Origin of the sequence: Corynebacterium sp. p3-SID1194 (assembly GCF_025144155.1) — a bacterium.
Taxonomy (GTDB): Bacteria; Actinomycetota; Actinomycetes; order Mycobacteriales; family Mycobacteriaceae; genus Corynebacterium.
The window spans coordinates 55,058-70,672 of the sequence record NZ_JALXWY010000010.1; the positions used below are offsets into that span (position 1 = coordinate 55,058).

The 15,615-nt window shown below is 62.9% G+C and carries 20 protein-coding genes; 13 read left to right on the forward strand and 7 right to left on the reverse strand.

What is annotated here, in order from left to right:
- The first annotated feature begins 48 nt into the window (after positions 1–48).
- The 4 genes from pgsA (at position 49) to M3G19_RS07930 (ending at position 2,575) form a co-directional block, all read left to right on the forward strand.
- A complete protein-coding gene (gene pgsA / locus M3G19_RS07915) occupies positions 49–627 on the forward strand; it encodes a CDP-diacylglycerol--glycerol-3-phosphate 3-phosphatidyltransferase (RefSeq protein ID WP_259902071.1) in 579 nt (192 codons plus the stop codon).
- On the forward strand, positions 624–1,220 hold the full coding sequence (locus tag M3G19_RS07920; RefSeq protein WP_259902072.1) for a CinA family protein: 597 nt from the start codon (positions 624–626) through the stop codon (positions 1,218–1,220). Before pgsA ends, M3G19_RS07920 begins: the two co-directional genes overlap by 4 nt.
- 8 nt (positions 1,221–1,228) lie before the next feature.
- Positions 1,229–1,609 (forward strand): helix-turn-helix domain-containing protein, encoded by a 381-nt coding sequence (locus tag M3G19_RS07925; protein ID WP_259902090.1) that lies wholly within the window; start codon positions 1,229–1,231, stop codon positions 1,607–1,609.
- Between the two features lie 108 nt (positions 1,610–1,717).
- Complete coding sequence (locus tag M3G19_RS07930) at positions 1,718–2,575, forward strand: PspA/IM30 family protein (protein WP_259902073.1); 858 nt, start codon at positions 1,718–1,720, stop codon at positions 2,573–2,575.
- Positions 2,576–2,585: 10 nt separating this feature from the next.
- Here the strand turns inward: M3G19_RS07930 and M3G19_RS07935 are convergent, their stop codons facing one another.
- Genes M3G19_RS07935 through M3G19_RS07945 form a run of 3 tightly spaced genes read right to left on the reverse strand, consistent with a single transcriptional unit; the run spans position 2,586 to position 4,507 of the window.
- Entirely contained in the window at positions 2,586–3,182 is a 597-nt protein-coding gene (locus tag M3G19_RS07935; RefSeq protein ID WP_259902074.1) for an energy-coupling factor transporter transmembrane protein EcfT, read from the reverse strand.
- Between the two features lie 17 nt (positions 3,183–3,199).
- A complete protein-coding gene (locus tag M3G19_RS07940) occupies positions 3,200–3,913 on the reverse strand; it encodes an energy-coupling factor ABC transporter ATP-binding protein (protein WP_259902076.1) in 714 nt (237 codons plus the stop codon).
- Positions 3,914–3,922: 9 nt separating this feature from the next.
- On the reverse strand, positions 3,923–4,507 hold the full coding sequence (locus M3G19_RS07945; RefSeq protein ID WP_259902077.1) for a biotin transporter BioY: 585 nt from the start codon (positions 4,505–4,507) through the stop codon (positions 3,923–3,925).
- A gap of 94 nt (positions 4,508–4,601) precedes the next feature.
- On the opposite strand from M3G19_RS07945, the gene M3G19_RS07950 reads away from it, so the two are divergent.
- From M3G19_RS07950 to M3G19_RS07960, 3 genes are all read left to right on the forward strand, one after another.
- A complete protein-coding gene (locus M3G19_RS07950; RefSeq protein ID WP_210574209.1) occupies positions 4,602–4,817 on the forward strand; it encodes a DUF3046 domain-containing protein in 216 nt (71 codons plus the stop codon).
- Positions 4,818–4,983: 166 nt separating this feature from the next.
- Positions 4,984–6,102, forward strand: coding sequence for a recombinase RecA (recA, locus tag M3G19_RS07955; RefSeq protein ID WP_210574212.1), 1,119 nt, complete (start codon positions 4,984–4,986; stop codon positions 6,100–6,102).
- A 128-nt stretch (positions 6,103–6,230) separates the two neighbouring features.
- Positions 6,231–6,740 (forward strand): regulatory protein RecX, encoded by a 510-nt coding sequence (locus tag M3G19_RS07960; protein ID WP_396121766.1) that lies wholly within the window; start codon positions 6,231–6,233, stop codon positions 6,738–6,740.
- Here M3G19_RS07960 and M3G19_RS07965 read toward each other — a convergent pair.
- Positions 6,737–7,621 (reverse strand): glutamate ABC transporter substrate-binding protein, encoded by an 885-nt coding sequence (locus tag M3G19_RS07965; protein WP_259902078.1) that lies wholly within the window; start codon positions 7,619–7,621, stop codon positions 6,737–6,739. The two genes, M3G19_RS07960 and M3G19_RS07965, sit on opposite strands and share 4 nt — an antisense overlap.
- Before the next feature lie 141 nt (positions 7,622–7,762).
- Between M3G19_RS07965 and miaB the strand changes: the two genes are divergently transcribed.
- The 4 genes from miaB (at position 7,763) to M3G19_RS07980 (ending at position 10,752) form a co-directional block, all read left to right on the forward strand.
- Positions 7,763–9,280 carry a tRNA (N6-isopentenyl adenosine(37)-C2)-methylthiotransferase MiaB gene (miaB, locus tag M3G19_RS07970; protein ID WP_259902091.1) on the forward strand — a complete coding sequence of 506 codons (1,518 nt, stop codon included), beginning with the start codon at positions 7,763–7,765 and terminating at the stop codon, positions 9,278–9,280.
- 10 nt (positions 9,281–9,290) lie between these two features.
- Positions 9,291–9,926 (forward strand): hypothetical protein, encoded by a 636-nt coding sequence (locus tag M3G19_RS07975; protein WP_259902079.1) that lies wholly within the window; start codon positions 9,291–9,293, stop codon positions 9,924–9,926.
- Between the two features lie 146 nt (positions 9,927–10,072).
- A complete protein-coding gene (locus M3G19_RS11950) occupies positions 10,073–10,342 on the forward strand; it encodes an antitoxin (RefSeq protein WP_396121767.1) in 270 nt (89 codons plus the stop codon).
- On the forward strand, positions 10,342–10,752 hold the full coding sequence (locus M3G19_RS07980; protein ID WP_259902080.1) for a PIN domain-containing protein: 411 nt from the start codon (positions 10,342–10,344) through the stop codon (positions 10,750–10,752). Before M3G19_RS11950 ends, M3G19_RS07980 begins: the two co-directional genes overlap by 1 nt.
- On the opposite strand, the gene M3G19_RS07985 is transcribed toward M3G19_RS07980, so the two are convergent.
- Entirely contained in the window at positions 10,749–12,323 is a 1,575-nt protein-coding gene (locus tag M3G19_RS07985) for an FMN-binding glutamate synthase family protein (protein ID WP_259902081.1), read from the reverse strand. The two genes, M3G19_RS07980 and M3G19_RS07985, sit on opposite strands and share 4 nt — an antisense overlap.
- Before the next feature lie 164 nt (positions 12,324–12,487).
- Here M3G19_RS07985 and M3G19_RS07990 point away from each other — a divergent pair, with 164 nt between their 5' ends.
- The gene (locus tag M3G19_RS07990; RefSeq protein WP_259902082.1) at positions 12,488–12,805 is read left to right on the forward strand and encodes a DUF3592 domain-containing protein; all 318 of its coding nucleotides are present in this window, start codon (positions 12,488–12,490) and stop codon (positions 12,803–12,805) included.
- 224 nt (positions 12,806–13,029) lie between these two features.
- Positions 13,030–13,374, forward strand: a complete 345-nt coding sequence (locus tag M3G19_RS07995; RefSeq protein ID WP_055090314.1) for a helix-turn-helix transcriptional regulator — start codon at positions 13,030–13,032, stop codon at positions 13,372–13,374.
- Positions 13,375–13,523: 149 nt separating this feature from the next.
- Here the strand turns inward: M3G19_RS07995 and M3G19_RS08000 are convergent, their stop codons facing one another.
- On the reverse strand, positions 13,524–14,711 hold the full coding sequence (locus M3G19_RS08000; protein ID WP_259902085.1) for an MFS transporter: 1,188 nt from the start codon (positions 14,709–14,711) through the stop codon (positions 13,524–13,526).
- An 85-nt stretch (positions 14,712–14,796) separates the two neighbouring features.
- Positions 14,797–15,399 (reverse strand): TetR/AcrR family transcriptional regulator, encoded by a 603-nt coding sequence (locus M3G19_RS08005; RefSeq protein ID WP_042529878.1) that lies wholly within the window; start codon positions 15,397–15,399, stop codon positions 14,797–14,799.
- Positions 15,400–15,615: the final 216 nt, after the last annotated feature.

Genomic DNA, 15,615 nt, shown 5'->3' on the forward strand with positions numbered 1-15,615 from the left:
GTACGTCGCGATGAGATAAGCCATGGGCGCGGGGTCTAGCGCGAGAGCATGGAATGTAGGGTTGAAGGCGTGAATGCTCCGAGCCAGACCACACAGTCGAACTGGAATCTGCCCAATATTTTGACGTCGTTGCGCATCCTGTTCATCCCCGTCTTCGCGTGGCTAGTGCTCACGGAACGGTGGTGGTGGGCGTTCGGGCTCTTTGTCGCGCTGATGATCACCGACAAACTCGACGGCGATATCGCGCGCTCGCGGGGCCTGGTCACGGACTTCGGCAAGATCGCCGACCCGATTGCGGATAAAGCGCTGATGATCACGGCGCTGGTCACGCTCAATATCGCGGGCCCGCTGCCGATCTGGATCACCGTCGTGATCATCGCGCGCGAGCTGGGCATCACCTTCTGGCGCATGGGCATGCTGCGAAACGGCAAAGTCGTGCCCGCATCGAAGGGCGGCAAACTCAAGACAGTGCTCCAAACCATCGGCGTGGCCATGTATCTGTGCCCGCTGCCTGGCTGGATGGATATCCCGACGCTCGTGGTCATGCTCGTCGCCGTCGTGGTCACGGTGGTCACGGGCGTGCAGTACCTCGTCGACGGTGCCAAGGCGAACAGGAAGGACGCATGACACAGGACACGCTTATCGACGTCTCCGCTGCCCCCGATCTTGTCCGCACTCTCGCGTCACGCGGCGAGACCGTCGCTTTTTGTGAGTCCCTGACAGCGGGGCTGGCCAGCGCGACCGTGGCGAAAGTTCCCGGTGCTTCCAATGTGCTGCGCGGAGGACTGATCACGTACGCCACGGATCTGAAGGCATCACTGGCAGGTGTGCCCGAGTCTGTGTTGGAAAAGCACAGCCCTGTGGCCGCGGTGACTGCCCGGCACATGGCCCGTGGCGCGCGCGAAAAGTGCGGCGCGACGTGGGGTGTGGCCTTAACGGGTGTGGCAGGGCCCGATCCGCAGGACGGGCACCCGGTCGGCGAGGTCCACATTGCGGTCTCGGGACCGTCACGCACCATCTCACTTCCAGCTGCGGAGATTCTCGCCGGTAATTCCCAGGAAGCGCTAGCGACGCAGTTCGCGCTGGTTCCGGGGAGCCGCGAACCGGTGCGAGTGCTGGTGGGGCAGCGGCAGGAGATCCGCGAACTGGCCGTCGCTGCGGCTATCGTGGCAGTACTTCATGAAACTGATCGGGAACAAAAACAAGGGGACGATCGTTGAACGACGTGATGGCAACTACGACGACGCTCAATTACCAACCTGTTACGACCCGAACTGAGGACGGCGCGCGCGAGGATTCTGCGAAGAAGACGCAGACGAAGGTACGCGAACCGCTGTTGCGCGAGGCATTGGGAATGTCGCTTCGCGCATTCCGCGCCGACAAGGGCGTGACACTGCGCGAGCTGGCGAACGAGGCACGCGTCTCACCGGGCTATATCTCCGAATTGGAGCGCGGCCGCAAGGAAGTCTCCTCCGAGCTTTTGGCCTCCGTGTGCATCGCGTTGGACACCACCGTTGCCGAGCTGTTGCTCGAGGCGGCGGCGAACCTCTCCCTGCAGTCGATGGAGCACGAGCTGGCTCATACCCCGCCGGCGGCCGCCGAGGTATAGAAAAACTCCCGCGCGCGACCTGTCGCGCTCCGCTACCATTGAACCGTTAGCGATTAATCACGTGACGTGGTGAAACACCACGCGGTAGAAAGGCGAGACTGAAACACCATGGCGAATCCTTTCGTTAAAGCCTGGAAGTACCTCATGGCGCTCTTCGACAACAAGATTGAAGAGAATGCCGATCCGAAGATCCAGATCGAGCAGGCGATCGGTGAGGCTCAGCGCCAGCACCAGGAGCTGTCTCAGCAGGCTGCGGCCGTGATCGGTAACCAGCGTCAGCTGGAGATGCAGCTGAACCGTCGTCTGGCTGATGTGGAGAAGCTGCAGGCGAATACCAAGCAGGCGCTGAAGCTGGCTGACAAGTCCCGTGCCGATGGCGATAATTCCAAGGCCGTCGAGTACGAGAACGCCGCTGAGGCTTTCGCTGCCCAGCTGGTCACCGCTGAGCAGGGCGTCGAGGACACCAAGACTCTGCACGACCAGGCTCTCCAGCAGGCAGAGCAGGCCAAGCAGGCCGTGGAGCGCAACTCCATGAAGCTGCAGCAGCAGGTCGCTGAGCGTTCTAAGCTCCTGTCCCAGCTCGAGCAGGCCAAGATGCAGGAGAAGGTCGCCGAGTCCCTGCAGTCCATGAACTCGCTCACCGATGGTTCCTCCCCGAATCTGGACCAGGTGCGCGAAAAGATCGAGCGCCGTTACTCCAACGCTCTCGGCCAGGCCGAACTTGCCCAGAACTCCGTCCAGGGCCGCATGGCCGAGGTGGAGCAGGCTGGCATCCAGATGGCCGGCCACAGCCGTCTCGAGCAGATCCGCGCCGAGATGGGCGGCGAGCTCGAGTCCGGAAAGAAGCCCGCGATCGAGCAGGGCACCTCGTCTGCGTCCAATGCTGCTAATTCCGCCACTGACTACTCCAACGTCGACCAAGACGCAGTCGCAGCGCGTATGCGTGAGCTGCGCGGCGAGCGCTAATCAGTAGCTGCTAATCCACCGCACCGCGCGCCATGAGCGCCTCGCCCATGAGCTGGGCGTAGCGGACGCTGCGGATGACAAGCGGGGTACCGAAGGCCAGGAGCGATAAATTCGCGCCCCTGGCCTTTCGTGCGTCGAGGGACTCGTTGGCGGTGCCGAGCAACACCGGAATCTGGCGGATTGTCAGCGCGATGGCGAGACTCACGGTGTCCACGGGCACGCCGATGCGCTCAAGCGGAGCCATATTTGTCTCCAGGGCCTCCATGAGGTCCTCGATCGTGGTGGTCAGCGTGAACAGGCTCGCAGCCATCAGGGCGGCGATGAGACCGAAGACGGTGATGAGCATCTTCTCCAGGCCGTTTTGCCACCACAGGAAGGCGCCGATGAAGGCCATGAACGGCAGGATCGGCAGGACTTGGCGCAGGGCAGTTCGGAGCGGAATCTTGGCGACGGCGTACAGCACAGCGACGCCGCCGGCAGCGGCGAGCGGGTGCCACGGCTTCGTCGGCAGCACCGTGATCAAAATGATGAAGAGCAACAGCCCTGCGAATTTCGTGGCGGGAGAGGCGCGATGAACAGGCGTCGTGCCAGGGACGTAGACGCCCATGGGAAGTTCTCTGATTCTCACGTCTCACCGTCCCGGTCAACGTCGTCAAGCTTGTCCATCAGGTCGGTGTAGAACGCGATGGCCTCGCGCGCTGGGCCGTCAAATACGATGTCGCCGTCGTTGACGCACAGGACGCGATCGAATTCGGTGAGCATGTCGATGTCGTGGGTGACCACGATGACCTGCTGGTCGAGGGATGTCAGCTCGCGAATGATGCGGCGGCGGTTGCGCATGTCGAGCAGCGTCGTCGGTTCGTCGGCGATGATCGTCTCAGGCTCGATGACCATGACGGCTGCTAGGGCGAGCATCTGCTTCTCACCGCCGGAGAGAGTGTGCGGGGAATTCTCGGCGCGGTCGGCAAGCTGGAAGCGTTCCAGCATGTCGTCCACGCGCGCATTGACTTCAGCCTTGGGCAGCTTGAAACGGCGCAGGGAGAACGCGATGTCGTCGCGGACCCGCGGCATGACGATCTGTGCTTCGGCGTCGGAGAAGATGAAACCGACCTTCTTACGCACGTCTTTGCCGTGCTCGGCGACGTCGAGACCGTTGTAGGACACGGTGCCTGATGACGGCTCGATCAGCCCATTGATCAGCCGCACCAGCGTTGATTTACCGGAGCCGTTGGAGCCGATGATGCCGATGCGTTGCTCGCTCAGCTCGAGCGTCTGCGGCTGCAGTATGACATCGGTGTCGTAGGCGACGCTGGCGCGGTCGAAAGAGATGGTGGGCACGACGAGAGATTAACGCGTGCGGCGCAGCTGCGGGAAGGCGGAGTGGACGGCGAAAGCGATCGCGACCATCACGGCCAGCTTGCCCAGGTCGGGGAGGATGAACGCGAGCTGCGCGGCGAATGCGGCGCCGAGACCCATATCCGCGCGCCACACCAGGCCGAAGGAACCGAGCACATACTGGAACGCGATGGCGACGAGACCGCCGAGGAAGAACACGGCGATGGTCGCGGCCTTGTTGTTGAAAGGCGCGCGGTACGCGATCAGGCCCGAGGCGCCGGAGCCGAGCAGGTAGCCCGCGAGGTAGCCGACCGTCGGGCCCGCAAGCGCGTGAATGACGGTGCTGCCACCGGCGAGCACCGGCAGGAAGCAACCGACGAGCAGGAACAAGGCGGTAGCCAAAAAGCCGCGGCGGCCGCCGAGCACGAGGCCGGCGAGAATCGTCGCCGCATTCTGCAGCACGATGGGCACACCCGCGGCTCCGATGGGAATGGAGACGAAGCCAAGGACAGAGATCAGGGCGGCGAAGACCGCGATATAGGCGATATCGGTGGCTGCGCTGGTTCCGCGCGCGCCCGAGGTGCGTGAAGTTGTCATAAAGGAAACATTAGCGGCCCACTTGAACGTCGTTCAATTCGAGGGGAGGGGCAAGCGTCGAGAAGCGAAAATCGGGGCGCGTAAGGTGGTGCGCATGCGATTGACGGAATTCCACCAACTCGTCGTCGACGAATTCGGCGACGCGAAAGGAAAGTGGGTCGTGTCCTCGCACGTTTTCTCCGGCGAAGGGAAGACAGCGGGCGAGCTTATCGACGCCGGCGTGGACCCCCGCGACGTGTGGGACCACCTGTGCGACGACTTCGATATTCCCGAAGAGCGCCGACTGGGAATTGATCGCCCGGGGGAGTGAATCATTCGAACATTCGTGCGTGTATGTTCGATGGTGGTGTCGCAAAGACCACTAGTGTGATTTGCAGTGAACGGGGAACCGGACACCGCTTGGAGCGGTCTAAGAAGATGAGACTGCTTTAACCGGGGGTTGAACCGGGAACACACGAAACGAAAGGAACCACGCCATGGCAACGAAAAAGAAAGCTGCCTCCGCTGCGAATGACCGCCAGAACGCGCTTGACGCGGCAATGGCGATGATCGAGAAGGACTACGGCAAGGGCGCGATCATGCGCCTGGGTGACGAGAAGCGCCCGCCGATCCAATCCATCTCCTCTGGAAATACCGCCATCGATGTCGCGCTCGGTATTGGCGGCTGGCCGCGTGGCCGCATCGTGGAGATTTACGGCCCGGAGTCTTCCGGTAAGACGACCGTTGCACTGCATGCCATCGCGCAGGCGCAGCGTACCGGCGGTATCGCCGCATTCATCGACGCGGAGCACGCCCTCGACCCCGACTACGCCAAGAAGCTCGGTGTGGACACCGACAACCTGCTGGTCTCCCAGCCGGACACTGGTGAGCAGGCTCTCGAGATCGCGGACATGCTCGTGCGTTCCGGTGCGATTGACATCATCGTCATCGACTCCGTGGCCGCGCTGACCCCGAAGGCGGAGATCGAAGGCGAGATGGGCGATTCCCACGTCGGTCTTCAGGCCCGCCTCATGTCCCAGGCTCTGCGCAAGATGACGGGTGCTTTGTACAACTCCGGCACGACGGCCATCTTCATCAACCAGCTGCGCGAGAAGATCGGTGTCATGTTCGGCTCGCCGGAGACCACCACCGGTGGTAAGGCACTGAAGTTCTACTCGTCGGTGCGTTGCGATGTGCGCCGTATCCAGACGCTCAAGGACGGTCAGGATTCCATCGGCAACCGCACGCGCCTCAAGGTGGTCAAGAACAAGGTCTCCCCGCCGTTCAAGATCGCGGAATTCGACATCATGTACGGCGAGGGCATCTCCCGCGAGTCCTCCATCATCGACCTCGGCGTGGAAAACGGCGTGATCAAGAAGTCCGGTTCCTGGTTCACCTACGAGGGTGACCAGCTTGGCCAGGGCAAGGAGAAGGTCCGTCTCTTCCTCAAAGAGAACCAAGACTTGACCAACGAGCTCGAGCAAAAGATCTTCCAGAAGCTCGGCGTCGGCGAATTCGCTGGCAAGGATGACGAACTGAGCGACGAAGCTATCGACATGGTGCCCAATATCGACTTCGACGATGAAGACGAGGGCGCTGCGGCCGGGGAGAAATAACGCCCTATGCCGCAACGGCGCGAACCTGACCCGGAAAAGCTCCGCAAGCTGCAAGAGGCGCTCGATGCGTACGCGGCCGGCGGGGGCCGGGACTGATCGATCACGAGCACGAAAAGGCTGCCGCGAAAGTGCGCGAGCGTGCTTTGCGTCTGCTCGATCAGCGGTCCCGCTCCCGCCACGAGCTGCGCGAGCGCCTCCTCGATCAGCGGCGCGTTAAAGAAGGGGAGGAACCTCCCGCGCCAGAGCTTATCGACGATGTCCTGGACTCCCTCCAGCGCTCCGGCCTCATCGACGATGGAGCCTTCGCCCACGAATGGGTCCGCCAGCGCTTTGAGCGCCGCGGCAAATCTGCCATGGTGCTCCGCCGTGAATTACAGGACAAGGGTGTCTCTGCCGCGGACCAAGACGCTGCCTTGGAGCAGATCGACGAGGACGACGAACGCGAGCTCGCCCGCGGACTCGCACAGAAGAAAGCCCGCTCCGTGAAAAGCGTTCCCGCCGACAGAGCTGGCCGTGATAAAGAACTTCGGCGCATCGTCGGGGTGCTCGCCCGGCGCGGTTTCCCTGAGTCAATGGCGCTGCAGATCGCCAAGGAAGCGCTCGACGAGAGGTGCGACGAACTTCAAAACGTTGGCTAAGGGCCGTCGAGGAACGACGTGTCGCCCGGGGTGTCACGCATCGTATCGGGGTCGGCCTGCAGGTTTTCAGACACGAACCGGTCAAAGGAGCCATCGTCGTACATCTGCGTTAAGGCATCGTTGACAGCCTGGATCGTTTCCTCGTCGTGGTGGCGGAGTCCGAGGCCGTAGTGCTCGTCGGTAAGCGGGCGCCCGTCGACCTCGAGCGGGACGACGTCGAAAACTCCGGGCTCCTGCGCTTCGAAGCCTTCGAGAATCGCCGCGTCTGTGGTCACGGCTTCCACATGGCCCTCGCGCAGGGCGCCCAAGCACGCCTTGTAGTTGTCGTATTCTTCCAACACCACGTCAGGAAGCTCGTCTTTGATCGTGCCCGCCGCCGTGGTTCCGGTGACGAAACACAAGCTGCGACCGCTCAGCGTGTCCAACCCGGTGATGGTGTTCTCACCGTCGCGCACGAGCAACGCCTGGTGCGTGACCAGATACGGACCCGCGAAAGCCGTCTTGTCCGCGCGTTCGCTATTCATTGAATACGTCGAAGCGATCATGTCCACGTACGCGTGCTCCAGCATGGAAGCGCGCTGGCCGTGCGGCACCTGTCGCCATTCGATGCTCGGGCGGTCCCAGCCCTTGTCATCAGCGATCGCGTTGATCACGTACTCGGCAATGTCAGTGTCTAATCCCGCGACCGAGCCGTCGTCGTGGAGGATGCTCAACCCCGGGTTCGTGAACGCGGACCCGACGGTCACCTGGCCGCTTTCGATCTGGTCGAGCAGATCCGCATCGTTGGCGCTGCCGGGGAAAAGGGTGCAGGCGGTGAGCGTCGATAAGCTGAATGCGCTAACGGTGACGCGCGCTGCCCGTGAGTGTCCTGTGCTGGACATGAATCCCTCCGAAGGCGGGAACCGACATCGGCGCCGGCCCCCTTGAAGATCGCTATCAAGCGTAGCGTGGCTGCGCGCCCGCGGTGAGCAGTTATGCGATGAACGCGGCGGGCAATACACTGTTGCACCGTGACAACCGGGATGACAACGACGCAGGCAGCTCCGCGCACCTACGAGGTGCGCACGTTCGGCTGCCAGATGAACGTGCACGATTCCGAGCGACTCTCCGGCTTGCTGGAAGACGCCGGCTACGAGGCTGCTCCCGCCGACGCGGAAGCCGACCTCGTGGTCTTCAACACATGCGCTGTCCGCGAGAATGCCGACAAGCGTCTCTACGGCACCCTCGGTCAGCTGCGTGAAGTCAAGCGCAACCACCCGGGCATGCAGATCGCCGTCGGCGGCTGCCTGGCGCAAAAAGACCGTGACACCGTGATCGAGAAGGCGCCGTGGGTCGACGCTGTCTTCGGCACGCACAACATGGCGGCGCTGCCCGCGCTGCTCGATCGCGCGCGTGTCAGCGAGGAAGCGCAGGTCGAGGTCGTCGAAGCCCTCGAGCACTTCCCGTCGGTCCTGCCTGCCAAGCGCGAGTCCTCCTACGCTGGCTGGGTGTCGGTCTCGGTGGGCTGCAATAACACGTGCACGTTCTGCATCGTGCCGTCGCTGCGCGGCAAGGAGCAGGACCGCCGCCCGGGCGACATCCTCGCCGAGGTCAAAGCACTCGTGGACCAGGGCGTCACCGAGGTGACTCTGCTCGGTCAGAACGTCAACGCGTACGGCGTGAATTTCGTGGACCCGGATTTAAAGCGCGACCGTTCCGCATTCTCGAAGCTGCTGCGCGCCTGCGGCGACATCGAGGGCCTGGAGCGCGTGCGCTTCACCTCGCCGCACCCGGCGGAATTCACCTCCGACGTCATCGACGCGATGGCTGAGACCCCGAATGTGTGCCCGCAGCTGCACATGCCGCTGCAGTCCGGCTCCGACAAGGTGCTCAAAGACATGCGCCGTTCGTACCGTTCGGCGAAATTCCTCCGCATCTTAGACGAGGTGCGCGAGAAACTTCCGCACGCTTCGATCACGACCGACATCATCGTCGGCTTCCCGGGGGAGACGGAGGAAGACTTCCAGGCGACGCTCGACGTCGTCGAGAAGGCGCGTTTCACCTCGGCGTTCACGTTCCAGTACTCGCCGCGCCCCGGCACGCCCGCAGCGGAGATGGCCGACCAGATCCCGAAGAAGGTCGTCCAGGAGCGCTTCGAGCGCCTGCTTGAGCTGCAGGAGCGCATCAGCGCCGAGGAGAACGAAAAGCTCGTGGGCACCGACCAGGAATTGCTCATCCAGGAGACGCACGACAAGAAGGACACCGGCCGCATGTCGGGCCGCGCGCGCGACGGCCGCCTCGTCCACTTCACGGTCGAGGGCAATATCGACCGCACCGTGCGTCCGGGCGATATCGTGCACGTCACGGTCACCGATTCGCGCCCGCATTATTTGATCGCCGATTCTGGCATTCACTCCCACCGCCGCACGCTCGCCGGCGATAACGCGGAAGCGGGCCAGGTTCCCACCACGGCGCCCGTGGGCGTCGGTTTGGGTATTCCGAGCATCGGCGCGCCGAAACAAGCGCCCAGCGCCGCCAACGCGTGCGGCACGTGCGGTTAACATGAGCAGCATGCTTGACGACGCCACCTCCCACCCCGACCTCGCCTCCCTCGAGAAGCAACGCGCCGGCACCGTCGACCTCGGCTCCCGCCGCTGGGTCTTAGCCGCCGCGGTGGCCGTCTATGTGGTCTCTTTGATTTTGCCTTTCGCCGGCGACGCCGCCGGCTGGCAGATGCTCACCTTCACCGAGCCGGACGGCATCGACGTGGCGATCGGGGAGCGCGCCTTCGCACTCCTGTCGTTCCTTTGCCTCGCCGTGTTCACCCTGTTGCTCGTGATCGCGCGTCGCACCACGTTCGCCCTCTTCGCGTGGATGGCCGGCTGTGTCTCGCTCGTCGCGGCGTTGCTCGGCCTTTGGCTGCGCCAGACTGGCACCACCGGCGATTCCACTGGCGCCGGCATGTATCTCGCGATCGCCTGCGTCGTGATCGCCGTGCCGCTGCTCACCGCCGCGTGGATGCGCCGTGACCCCGAGCAGCAGAAGATGGAAGCGCTGCGTCGCGAACAGACTGATTTCAATCCCGTCGCCGAAGCCCAGGCGGACGCCGGCCACCAGTCCGTCCGCCGCGCCGAGGACGCAGACACGCTTATCGACGACCGCCGCGCCCGCGCCGCCCAGCGCCACCGCCGCGACCAGGGGCGCTAGCCTATCCCCGCACGCAGAGTGGCGAAAGGATAACAGGTTATCCTTTCTCGCTTTCTAGTTGGACATCGCTCTAGAGTTCGCTGGCGATGCCGGTATATACTCATCGTGTATTTGCGCATCATGCGAGGTGAGAAGGTGAGATTGCTATGACTTCGCCCAGAGACTCGAATCAATTGAACACGACTGTTTTTCAGTCGGGTAACAGCCAAGCCGTTCGAATCCCCAAGCAGTTTCGTCTCGATGTGGACCGCGTCGCCATTAGAAAAGTCGGCCAGAATTTGGTCATCATCCCATCCCAGATGTCAGCCCTGGATGCCGTTGACCTCATAACAGCGGACCTCCCCGAAGGCTGGGCTGATTCCCTGAATCGTCCGGCAGACGGACCGCCTGCGCCGGTTCATTCAGTGGGGGATTAGTGGGTTATTTACCAGACACGAACGTTTTCATTGAAATCCTGCGGGGCAGGAATCAGCGGCTTCGCGAACGCCTTGCGGGAGAGCCTCTCGACAATGTGAGGTTGTCGGCCGTCGTCTTGGGAGAGCTGATGGTGGCAATCGAGAAAGGAGCGGCTGCATCACAACGCATTGCACTGGGGCGGTTGAAGGACATTTACACGGTTGCGCCGATCGACACCGATGCAGCGCTCGCATACGCCCGAGTCCGCGCCGACTTGGAACGGCGCGGGCTGGTCATCGGGGCCAATGACATGTGGATCGCTGCCCAAGCGCTTGCTCACGATTTGACCCTCGTCACTGCGAATACGAGGGAGTTTTCGAGAGTGTCTGGTCTGAAGATCGTGAACTGGCAGGCTGACGCAGAAACTTAACGTACCTTCGTGATCACCGGTAGACGGAACTCATCCGGGCTGGCCTGGTTCCAGGCGTCGGCCCAGGTCTCGGGGGCGTCGTCGATAAGCTGGCCGGGCTCGAGCCAAGTGTAGAGCGCCTCATAGGAACGGGTGACACCCGGCGCGATGACTTGGCGGAGCATATTCGGCGAGAGTTCTTCCGGGGCGGTTGCGCCGCACGATGCCATCATGGACACCGCCTGCTGGACAGTGGCGTTGTGGTAGTTCTTCACGCGGATTGCCTTGGAATCGACGTCCAGGGCGCGCTGGCGCCACTTGCTCTGCGTGGCCACACCAGTGGGGCAACCGCCGGTCTGGCATTTTTGGGCCTGAATGCAGCCGACGGCCATCATCATTGAACGGGCGGAGTTGGTGAAATCTGCGCCCTGGATGAGGCGTTTGACAATGTCGTTGGCGGCCGCGACCTTGCCTGACGCGCCGATCTTGATCTGGTCCCGCAGGCCAGTTCCAACGAGCGCGTTGTGCATCATCATCAGGCCCTCAGTGAGAGGTAGACCGACGTGGTCCTCGTATTCGAGGGGTGCGGCGGCAGTGCCGCCCTCAGAGCCGTCAATGACAATGAAATCGGGCGCGGTGCCCACTTCACGGATCGCCTTGCAGATGGACAGGACGTCGATCATCGAGCCGACGCACATCTTGAAGCCAGCCGGCTTACCGCCGGAGAGCTCGCGCATCTCAGCGATGAACTCGATGAGTTCGGTCGGGGTAGAAAACACCGAGTGGCGGGACGGGGAGACGCAGGTTTCGCCTTCCGGCACACCGCGGACCTTCGCGATCTCGGCACTGACCTTCGAGCCGGGCAGCACACCGCCGATGCCGGGCTTCGCGCCCTGGGAGAGCTTCAGCTCGGTCATCTTCACCTGGTCGATGGCGGAGAGCTCTTTGAATTTCGCCGGGTCGAATTCACCGTCTTCGGTGCGCGCGGAGAAGTAGCCGGTGCCGATTTCCCACACGAGATCCCCGTTATTTTCCATGTGGTAGCTACTCAGACCGCCTTCGCCGGTGTCGTGGGCGAAACCGCCGAGCTCGGCACCCTTGTTGAGTGCGCGGACGGCGTTCGCGGACAACGCACCGAAAGACATGGCGGAGATATTCATCAGCGACATGTCGTAGGGCTTCGTGCAGTCTTTGCCGCCGATGTGCGCGCGGGGCGGTTCTGCAGGCATTTTCGCCGGCATCATGGAGTGGACAAGGTATTCGAAACCAGTCTCCATGACGTCGCGCTCGGTGCCGTAAGACATTTCGCCCTCGGTGCCGTCGGCACGCTCGTTGATCATCTGGCGGGTCTGGAAGTTGAAGGGGCGGCCGTCCCAGTTGTTCTCCACGAAGTACTGCTGGATCTCGGGGCGGATGCGGTGCGCGAGATAGCGGGCGTGGCCCAGCACCGGGTAGTTGCGGAAGATCGCGTTGTTCTTCTGGCGCAGATCGCGTACCGCCAGGGATGCCGTCGCGGCAGCGGCTGTTCCTGCGATCGCTGCTCGTGGTTTCTTCGCCACGAATTTTCCAAACGACGACACGGGGTTCTTCATTTCTCACATCACCAATTCACACATCGCACGAGCAAATACAGTCAATTACCAGGATACCGAGGATGTCTTATTTTGCGCCGCCGGGGTTGTCCGAGCATCCCCGCCGCCCGGAACTTGGTATGAATTGATTCAACTGCCATCTTTGGGGGAAGAGGATTCGCACCATGTCGCAGGAAGTTTTGGTTGGCATCGCATTCGCTGCGGTCTTGATTATCGTCATCGTGGCTGTCAGCATCGCGCACCACAAATTTCGTTTCAGGAACAGTCCCGCCGGCGAGATTACGCAAGGCCGGGTGATATCGGTGCGCCAGACCGGCAGGAATTTCGAGGAGACGGTGCAATTCACCACGAAGGACGGCCGGACGATCACAGGGACTCCCATGGTCGCAATCACGAAGCGCAGCCGAATGGGCGAAACGGTCGGCGTGTTCTACGACCCCGAAAAACCGGAGAGATTCGCCGCCGGCCCTGACCCCAAGTAGAAGACAAGGGGGCGTGCTCGCGCAGGCCTTGGACAACTGGTTGCGTGGTTAGCGCGCCTGAGCGTTTAGAGCTCGTCGAGTTCCGCGCGCGCATCGGCGTCGATGTCTCCGACGGGGGCGGGGGAGAGGGCTCGGTGGCGGGCGTTCGCAAGGATCTCGGCGCCTTCATCGCGCGATTTCATGAATGATCGTTCGATAGGCGGCGAACAAGGTAGGATCGAGGCATGCCCCCGACCGACCATGCGGACACCAAGCACCCGGCCACCGCGGACCTCTCGCTCACGCGAGTGCTCTCCGCGCTGTCCGATCCGCTACGCCTCGGCATCGTCCGCCTGCTCTCCGACGGGCAAGAGCGGCAGTGGGGCGAACTGGATGCCCCCGTGTCGAAGTCGACGCTGAGCCACCACATGAAAACGCTGCGCAGCGCGGGCATCACCCGCACCCGCGACGAGGGCACCCGCTGCTACGTCCATCTGCGCGCCGACGACCTCGAAGAACGCTTCCCCGGACTCCTGGCATCCGTCCTGAGTTCGGCGGACGAGGACGCCGCACCCGTCGGGCTCAAGTAGTCCGACCCGCTCGACCAAGTGTCATAAGCGACACAGCGCTACATGGAGACGAGAACGCCGTTGGGATGCGAAAGTAGCTACGTCTGTTTGATGGTCCAGGAGATCGACGGGCCTGCCGATTGGAGATGTGATCTGATCAGATCAGCAGATCAGACACAATCTACTGTTTCAGTTGCATGGGGCGGTCGAAGAGGTTGTCTTCTGCCTCGTGCTTGTGTTGCGAGGGTGAGTGTGGCGAGAACGGCGAAGGCTGCTCCGATCCACATGGCTGCGGAGGGATCGTCACCGGCTCGGCCGATGGCGAGCGCGCCGATTGCTGATCCCAGGGCGACGCCCATGGTAATGAGGGAGGTGTGCACCGTGCTGACCATGTTCCCGGTTCCTCCGATTTCGGCGACGCGGGCGACCATGGCGGGGTTCATCGGCACTCCGGCGACGCCTACGATGAGCACCATGGCCAGTACGAGCGGCTGTGCGTTGCTGAAGGCTCCAAGGAGCGCGAGTGAGATGAATAGCAGTGTGTGTCCGATGCGCAGGATGCCGATGGCGTGCTGGTCGGCGAACTTGCCGACGATGAGGTTGCCGATGAAGGACACGATCCCGTAGGCGAGCAGGATCAGGGTCGTCGTATTCGTCGCGAAGCCGGCGTTCTGTTCCAGCAGCGGGGTGAAGTAGGAGAAGCCGGCAAAGGCTGCGCCGATGGTCAGCAGGCTGACCAGGTATCTGGACCAGAGTTTCGGCGAGCGCAGCTTGCGCAGGTCCTGTGCGGCGGCTTCCTGGGTGGCGGCTTCACGGGCGGGCAGGGTGAGCAGGCTGATGAGGAACACGGCGAAGGCCGCGATGCCTAGGATGTAGAAGCTGGACTGCCAGCCCCAGCGGGCCGCGAGGAAGTGCGACAGCGGCAGGCCGATGACGGTTCCGATCATGATGCCGCCGAGCACGATGGACACTGCTTCGCCGATCTTCTCCGGACTCGGGGCCAGTCGGGCGCTGTAGGACACGGCGATGCCATAGGCGGCGCCGGAGAGGCATCCGGTCAGGACGCGAAGCAGTGCCAGCCACCAGAACTCGTGGATCAGCGGGACCAGGACCTCCAGCGCGGCATAGGTTCCGATGACGATCAACAGCGAGGCTTTGGGTGGGCGATGCCGCAGGAGGTACACCAGCAGCGGGCCTCCGAGCGCCATGCCGAGCGCGTACAAAGTGACCACCGTCCCGACCTGGCCGGTCGAGACGCCCAGGTCTGCGGCGATCTGCGGCATCATCCCCGCGGTCTGGAACTCGCTCATGACCACCACCATGATCGTGAGCATCAGTACGTACAGGTATTTCTTCATTGCCCGGTCTCCAATGTGGATTCTCTAGTACAAAATAAAGGTGCAGGTGAGCCCGACAGCTCACGGATTTCTCAGTAGTGGCGTATCAAGGTGTCAGGGCACTGAGGCCGAGTGCGACGATCCGCCGCAGTTCCTCGGGTGCGGAGCCGGCCTGTGCCATGACGCGAATCCCTGAGATCAGGGTGACGACCAGCAGTGCGGTGTCCCGAGCGTCCAGGTCCGGCCGGAGGCTGCCGTCGAACCTGCCGGCCCTGACGGCGTGCTCCAGCATCGCGAGCTGGCGTCCCAGTGCACGGTCGAGGATGCGGGCGACGCGCGGGTCCTGACTGCCGCGGTCCGGCGTCATGCGTGTCGTCACGACCATGCACCCGGCCGCGTGCCCTTCAGTGGACGCCTCGTACTCCTCGGCGATCATGAGATTCAGAACGCCGCTCACGCGTGCGAAGCCATCCAGTTCGGCATCGGCGAGCACCGCCTCCTGACTCTCACCAGTGACCTCGACATAGCGCTCCAGTGCTCGAACGAACAGCTCATCCTTGGAGTCGAAGGCGTTGTACAGGCTGCTCCGCCGCACCCCGGCCGCCGCGCACAACTGCTCAGTCGACGTGTCCGCGAATCCACGCACCCTGAACTGCGCGGCCGCGGCATCCAGCACTGTCGCCTCGTCAAACGTTCGTGGTCTACCCATGTCCGCGATGCTAGCAGTTGATGGACTATGGAGTACAAAACAAACACAGGCCGCGACCGACGCAGCGTCGACTGGTGCAGCCGTTGTTGAATGGGCTGCCCGCATGACGCGCACCTGGCTCGTATGGGTGCCGTTGCAAAGTTGGGGGGAGAGCAGCGAAGACTCAGTTTCTCATTCCCTGATGGCCGCTGCGTGTGGGCGTTCTCAGGCCGTCTC

Excerpts from the sequence above, each read along its gene's own strand:
- M3G19_RS08000 (WP_259902085.1), bottom strand. The coding sequence starts at position 14,711 with ATGAAGAAATACCTGTACGTACTGATGCTCACGATCATGGTGGTGGTC.
- M3G19_RS07990 (WP_259902082.1), top strand. The coding sequence starts at position 12,488 with ATGTCGCAGGAAGTTTTGGTTGGCATCGCATTCGCTGCGGTCTTGATT.
- M3G19_RS07930 (WP_259902073.1), top strand. The coding sequence starts at position 1,718 with ATGGCGAATCCTTTCGTTAAAGCCTGGAAGTACCTCATGGCGCTCTTC.
- M3G19_RS07965 (WP_259902078.1), bottom strand. The coding sequence starts at position 7,621 with ATGTCCAGCACAGGACACTCACGGGCAGCGCGCGTCACCGTTAGCGCA.
- pgsA (WP_259902071.1), top strand. The coding sequence starts at position 49 with ATGGAATGTAGGGTTGAAGGCGTGAATGCTCCGAGCCAGACCACACAG.
- recA (WP_210574212.1), top strand. The coding sequence starts at position 4,984 with ATGGCAACGAAAAAGAAAGCTGCCTCCGCTGCGAATGACCGCCAGAAC.
- M3G19_RS11950 (WP_396121767.1), top strand. The coding sequence starts at position 10,073 with ATGACTTCGCCCAGAGACTCGAATCAATTGAACACGACTGTTTTTCAG.
- M3G19_RS07920 (WP_259902072.1), top strand. The coding sequence starts at position 624 with ATGACACAGGACACGCTTATCGACGTCTCCGCTGCCCCCGATCTTGTC.
- M3G19_RS07975 (WP_259902079.1), top strand. The coding sequence starts at position 9,291 with ATGCTTGACGACGCCACCTCCCACCCCGACCTCGCCTCCCTCGAGAAG.
- M3G19_RS07935 (WP_259902074.1), bottom strand. The coding sequence starts at position 3,182 with ATGGGCGTCTACGTCCCTGGCACGACGCCTGTTCATCGCGCCTCTCCC.
- miaB (WP_259902091.1), top strand. The coding sequence starts at position 7,763 with ATGACAACGACGCAGGCAGCTCCGCGCACCTACGAGGTGCGCACGTTC.
- M3G19_RS07925 (WP_259902090.1), top strand. The coding sequence starts at position 1,229 with ATGGCAACTACGACGACGCTCAATTACCAACCTGTTACGACCCGAACT.
- M3G19_RS07945 (WP_259902077.1), bottom strand. The coding sequence starts at position 4,507 with ATGACAACTTCACGCACCTCGGGCGCGCGCGGAACCAGCGCAGCCACC.
- M3G19_RS07995 (WP_055090314.1), top strand. The coding sequence starts at position 13,030 with ATGCCCCCGACCGACCATGCGGACACCAAGCACCCGGCCACCGCGGAC.
- M3G19_RS07950 (WP_210574209.1), top strand. The coding sequence starts at position 4,602 with ATGCGATTGACGGAATTCCACCAACTCGTCGTCGACGAATTCGGCGAC.
- M3G19_RS08005 (WP_042529878.1), bottom strand. The coding sequence starts at position 15,399 with ATGGGTAGACCACGAACGTTTGACGAGGCGACAGTGCTGGATGCCGCG.
- M3G19_RS07985 (WP_259902081.1), bottom strand. The coding sequence starts at position 12,323 with ATGAAGAACCCCGTGTCGTCGTTTGGAAAATTCGTGGCGAAGAAACCA.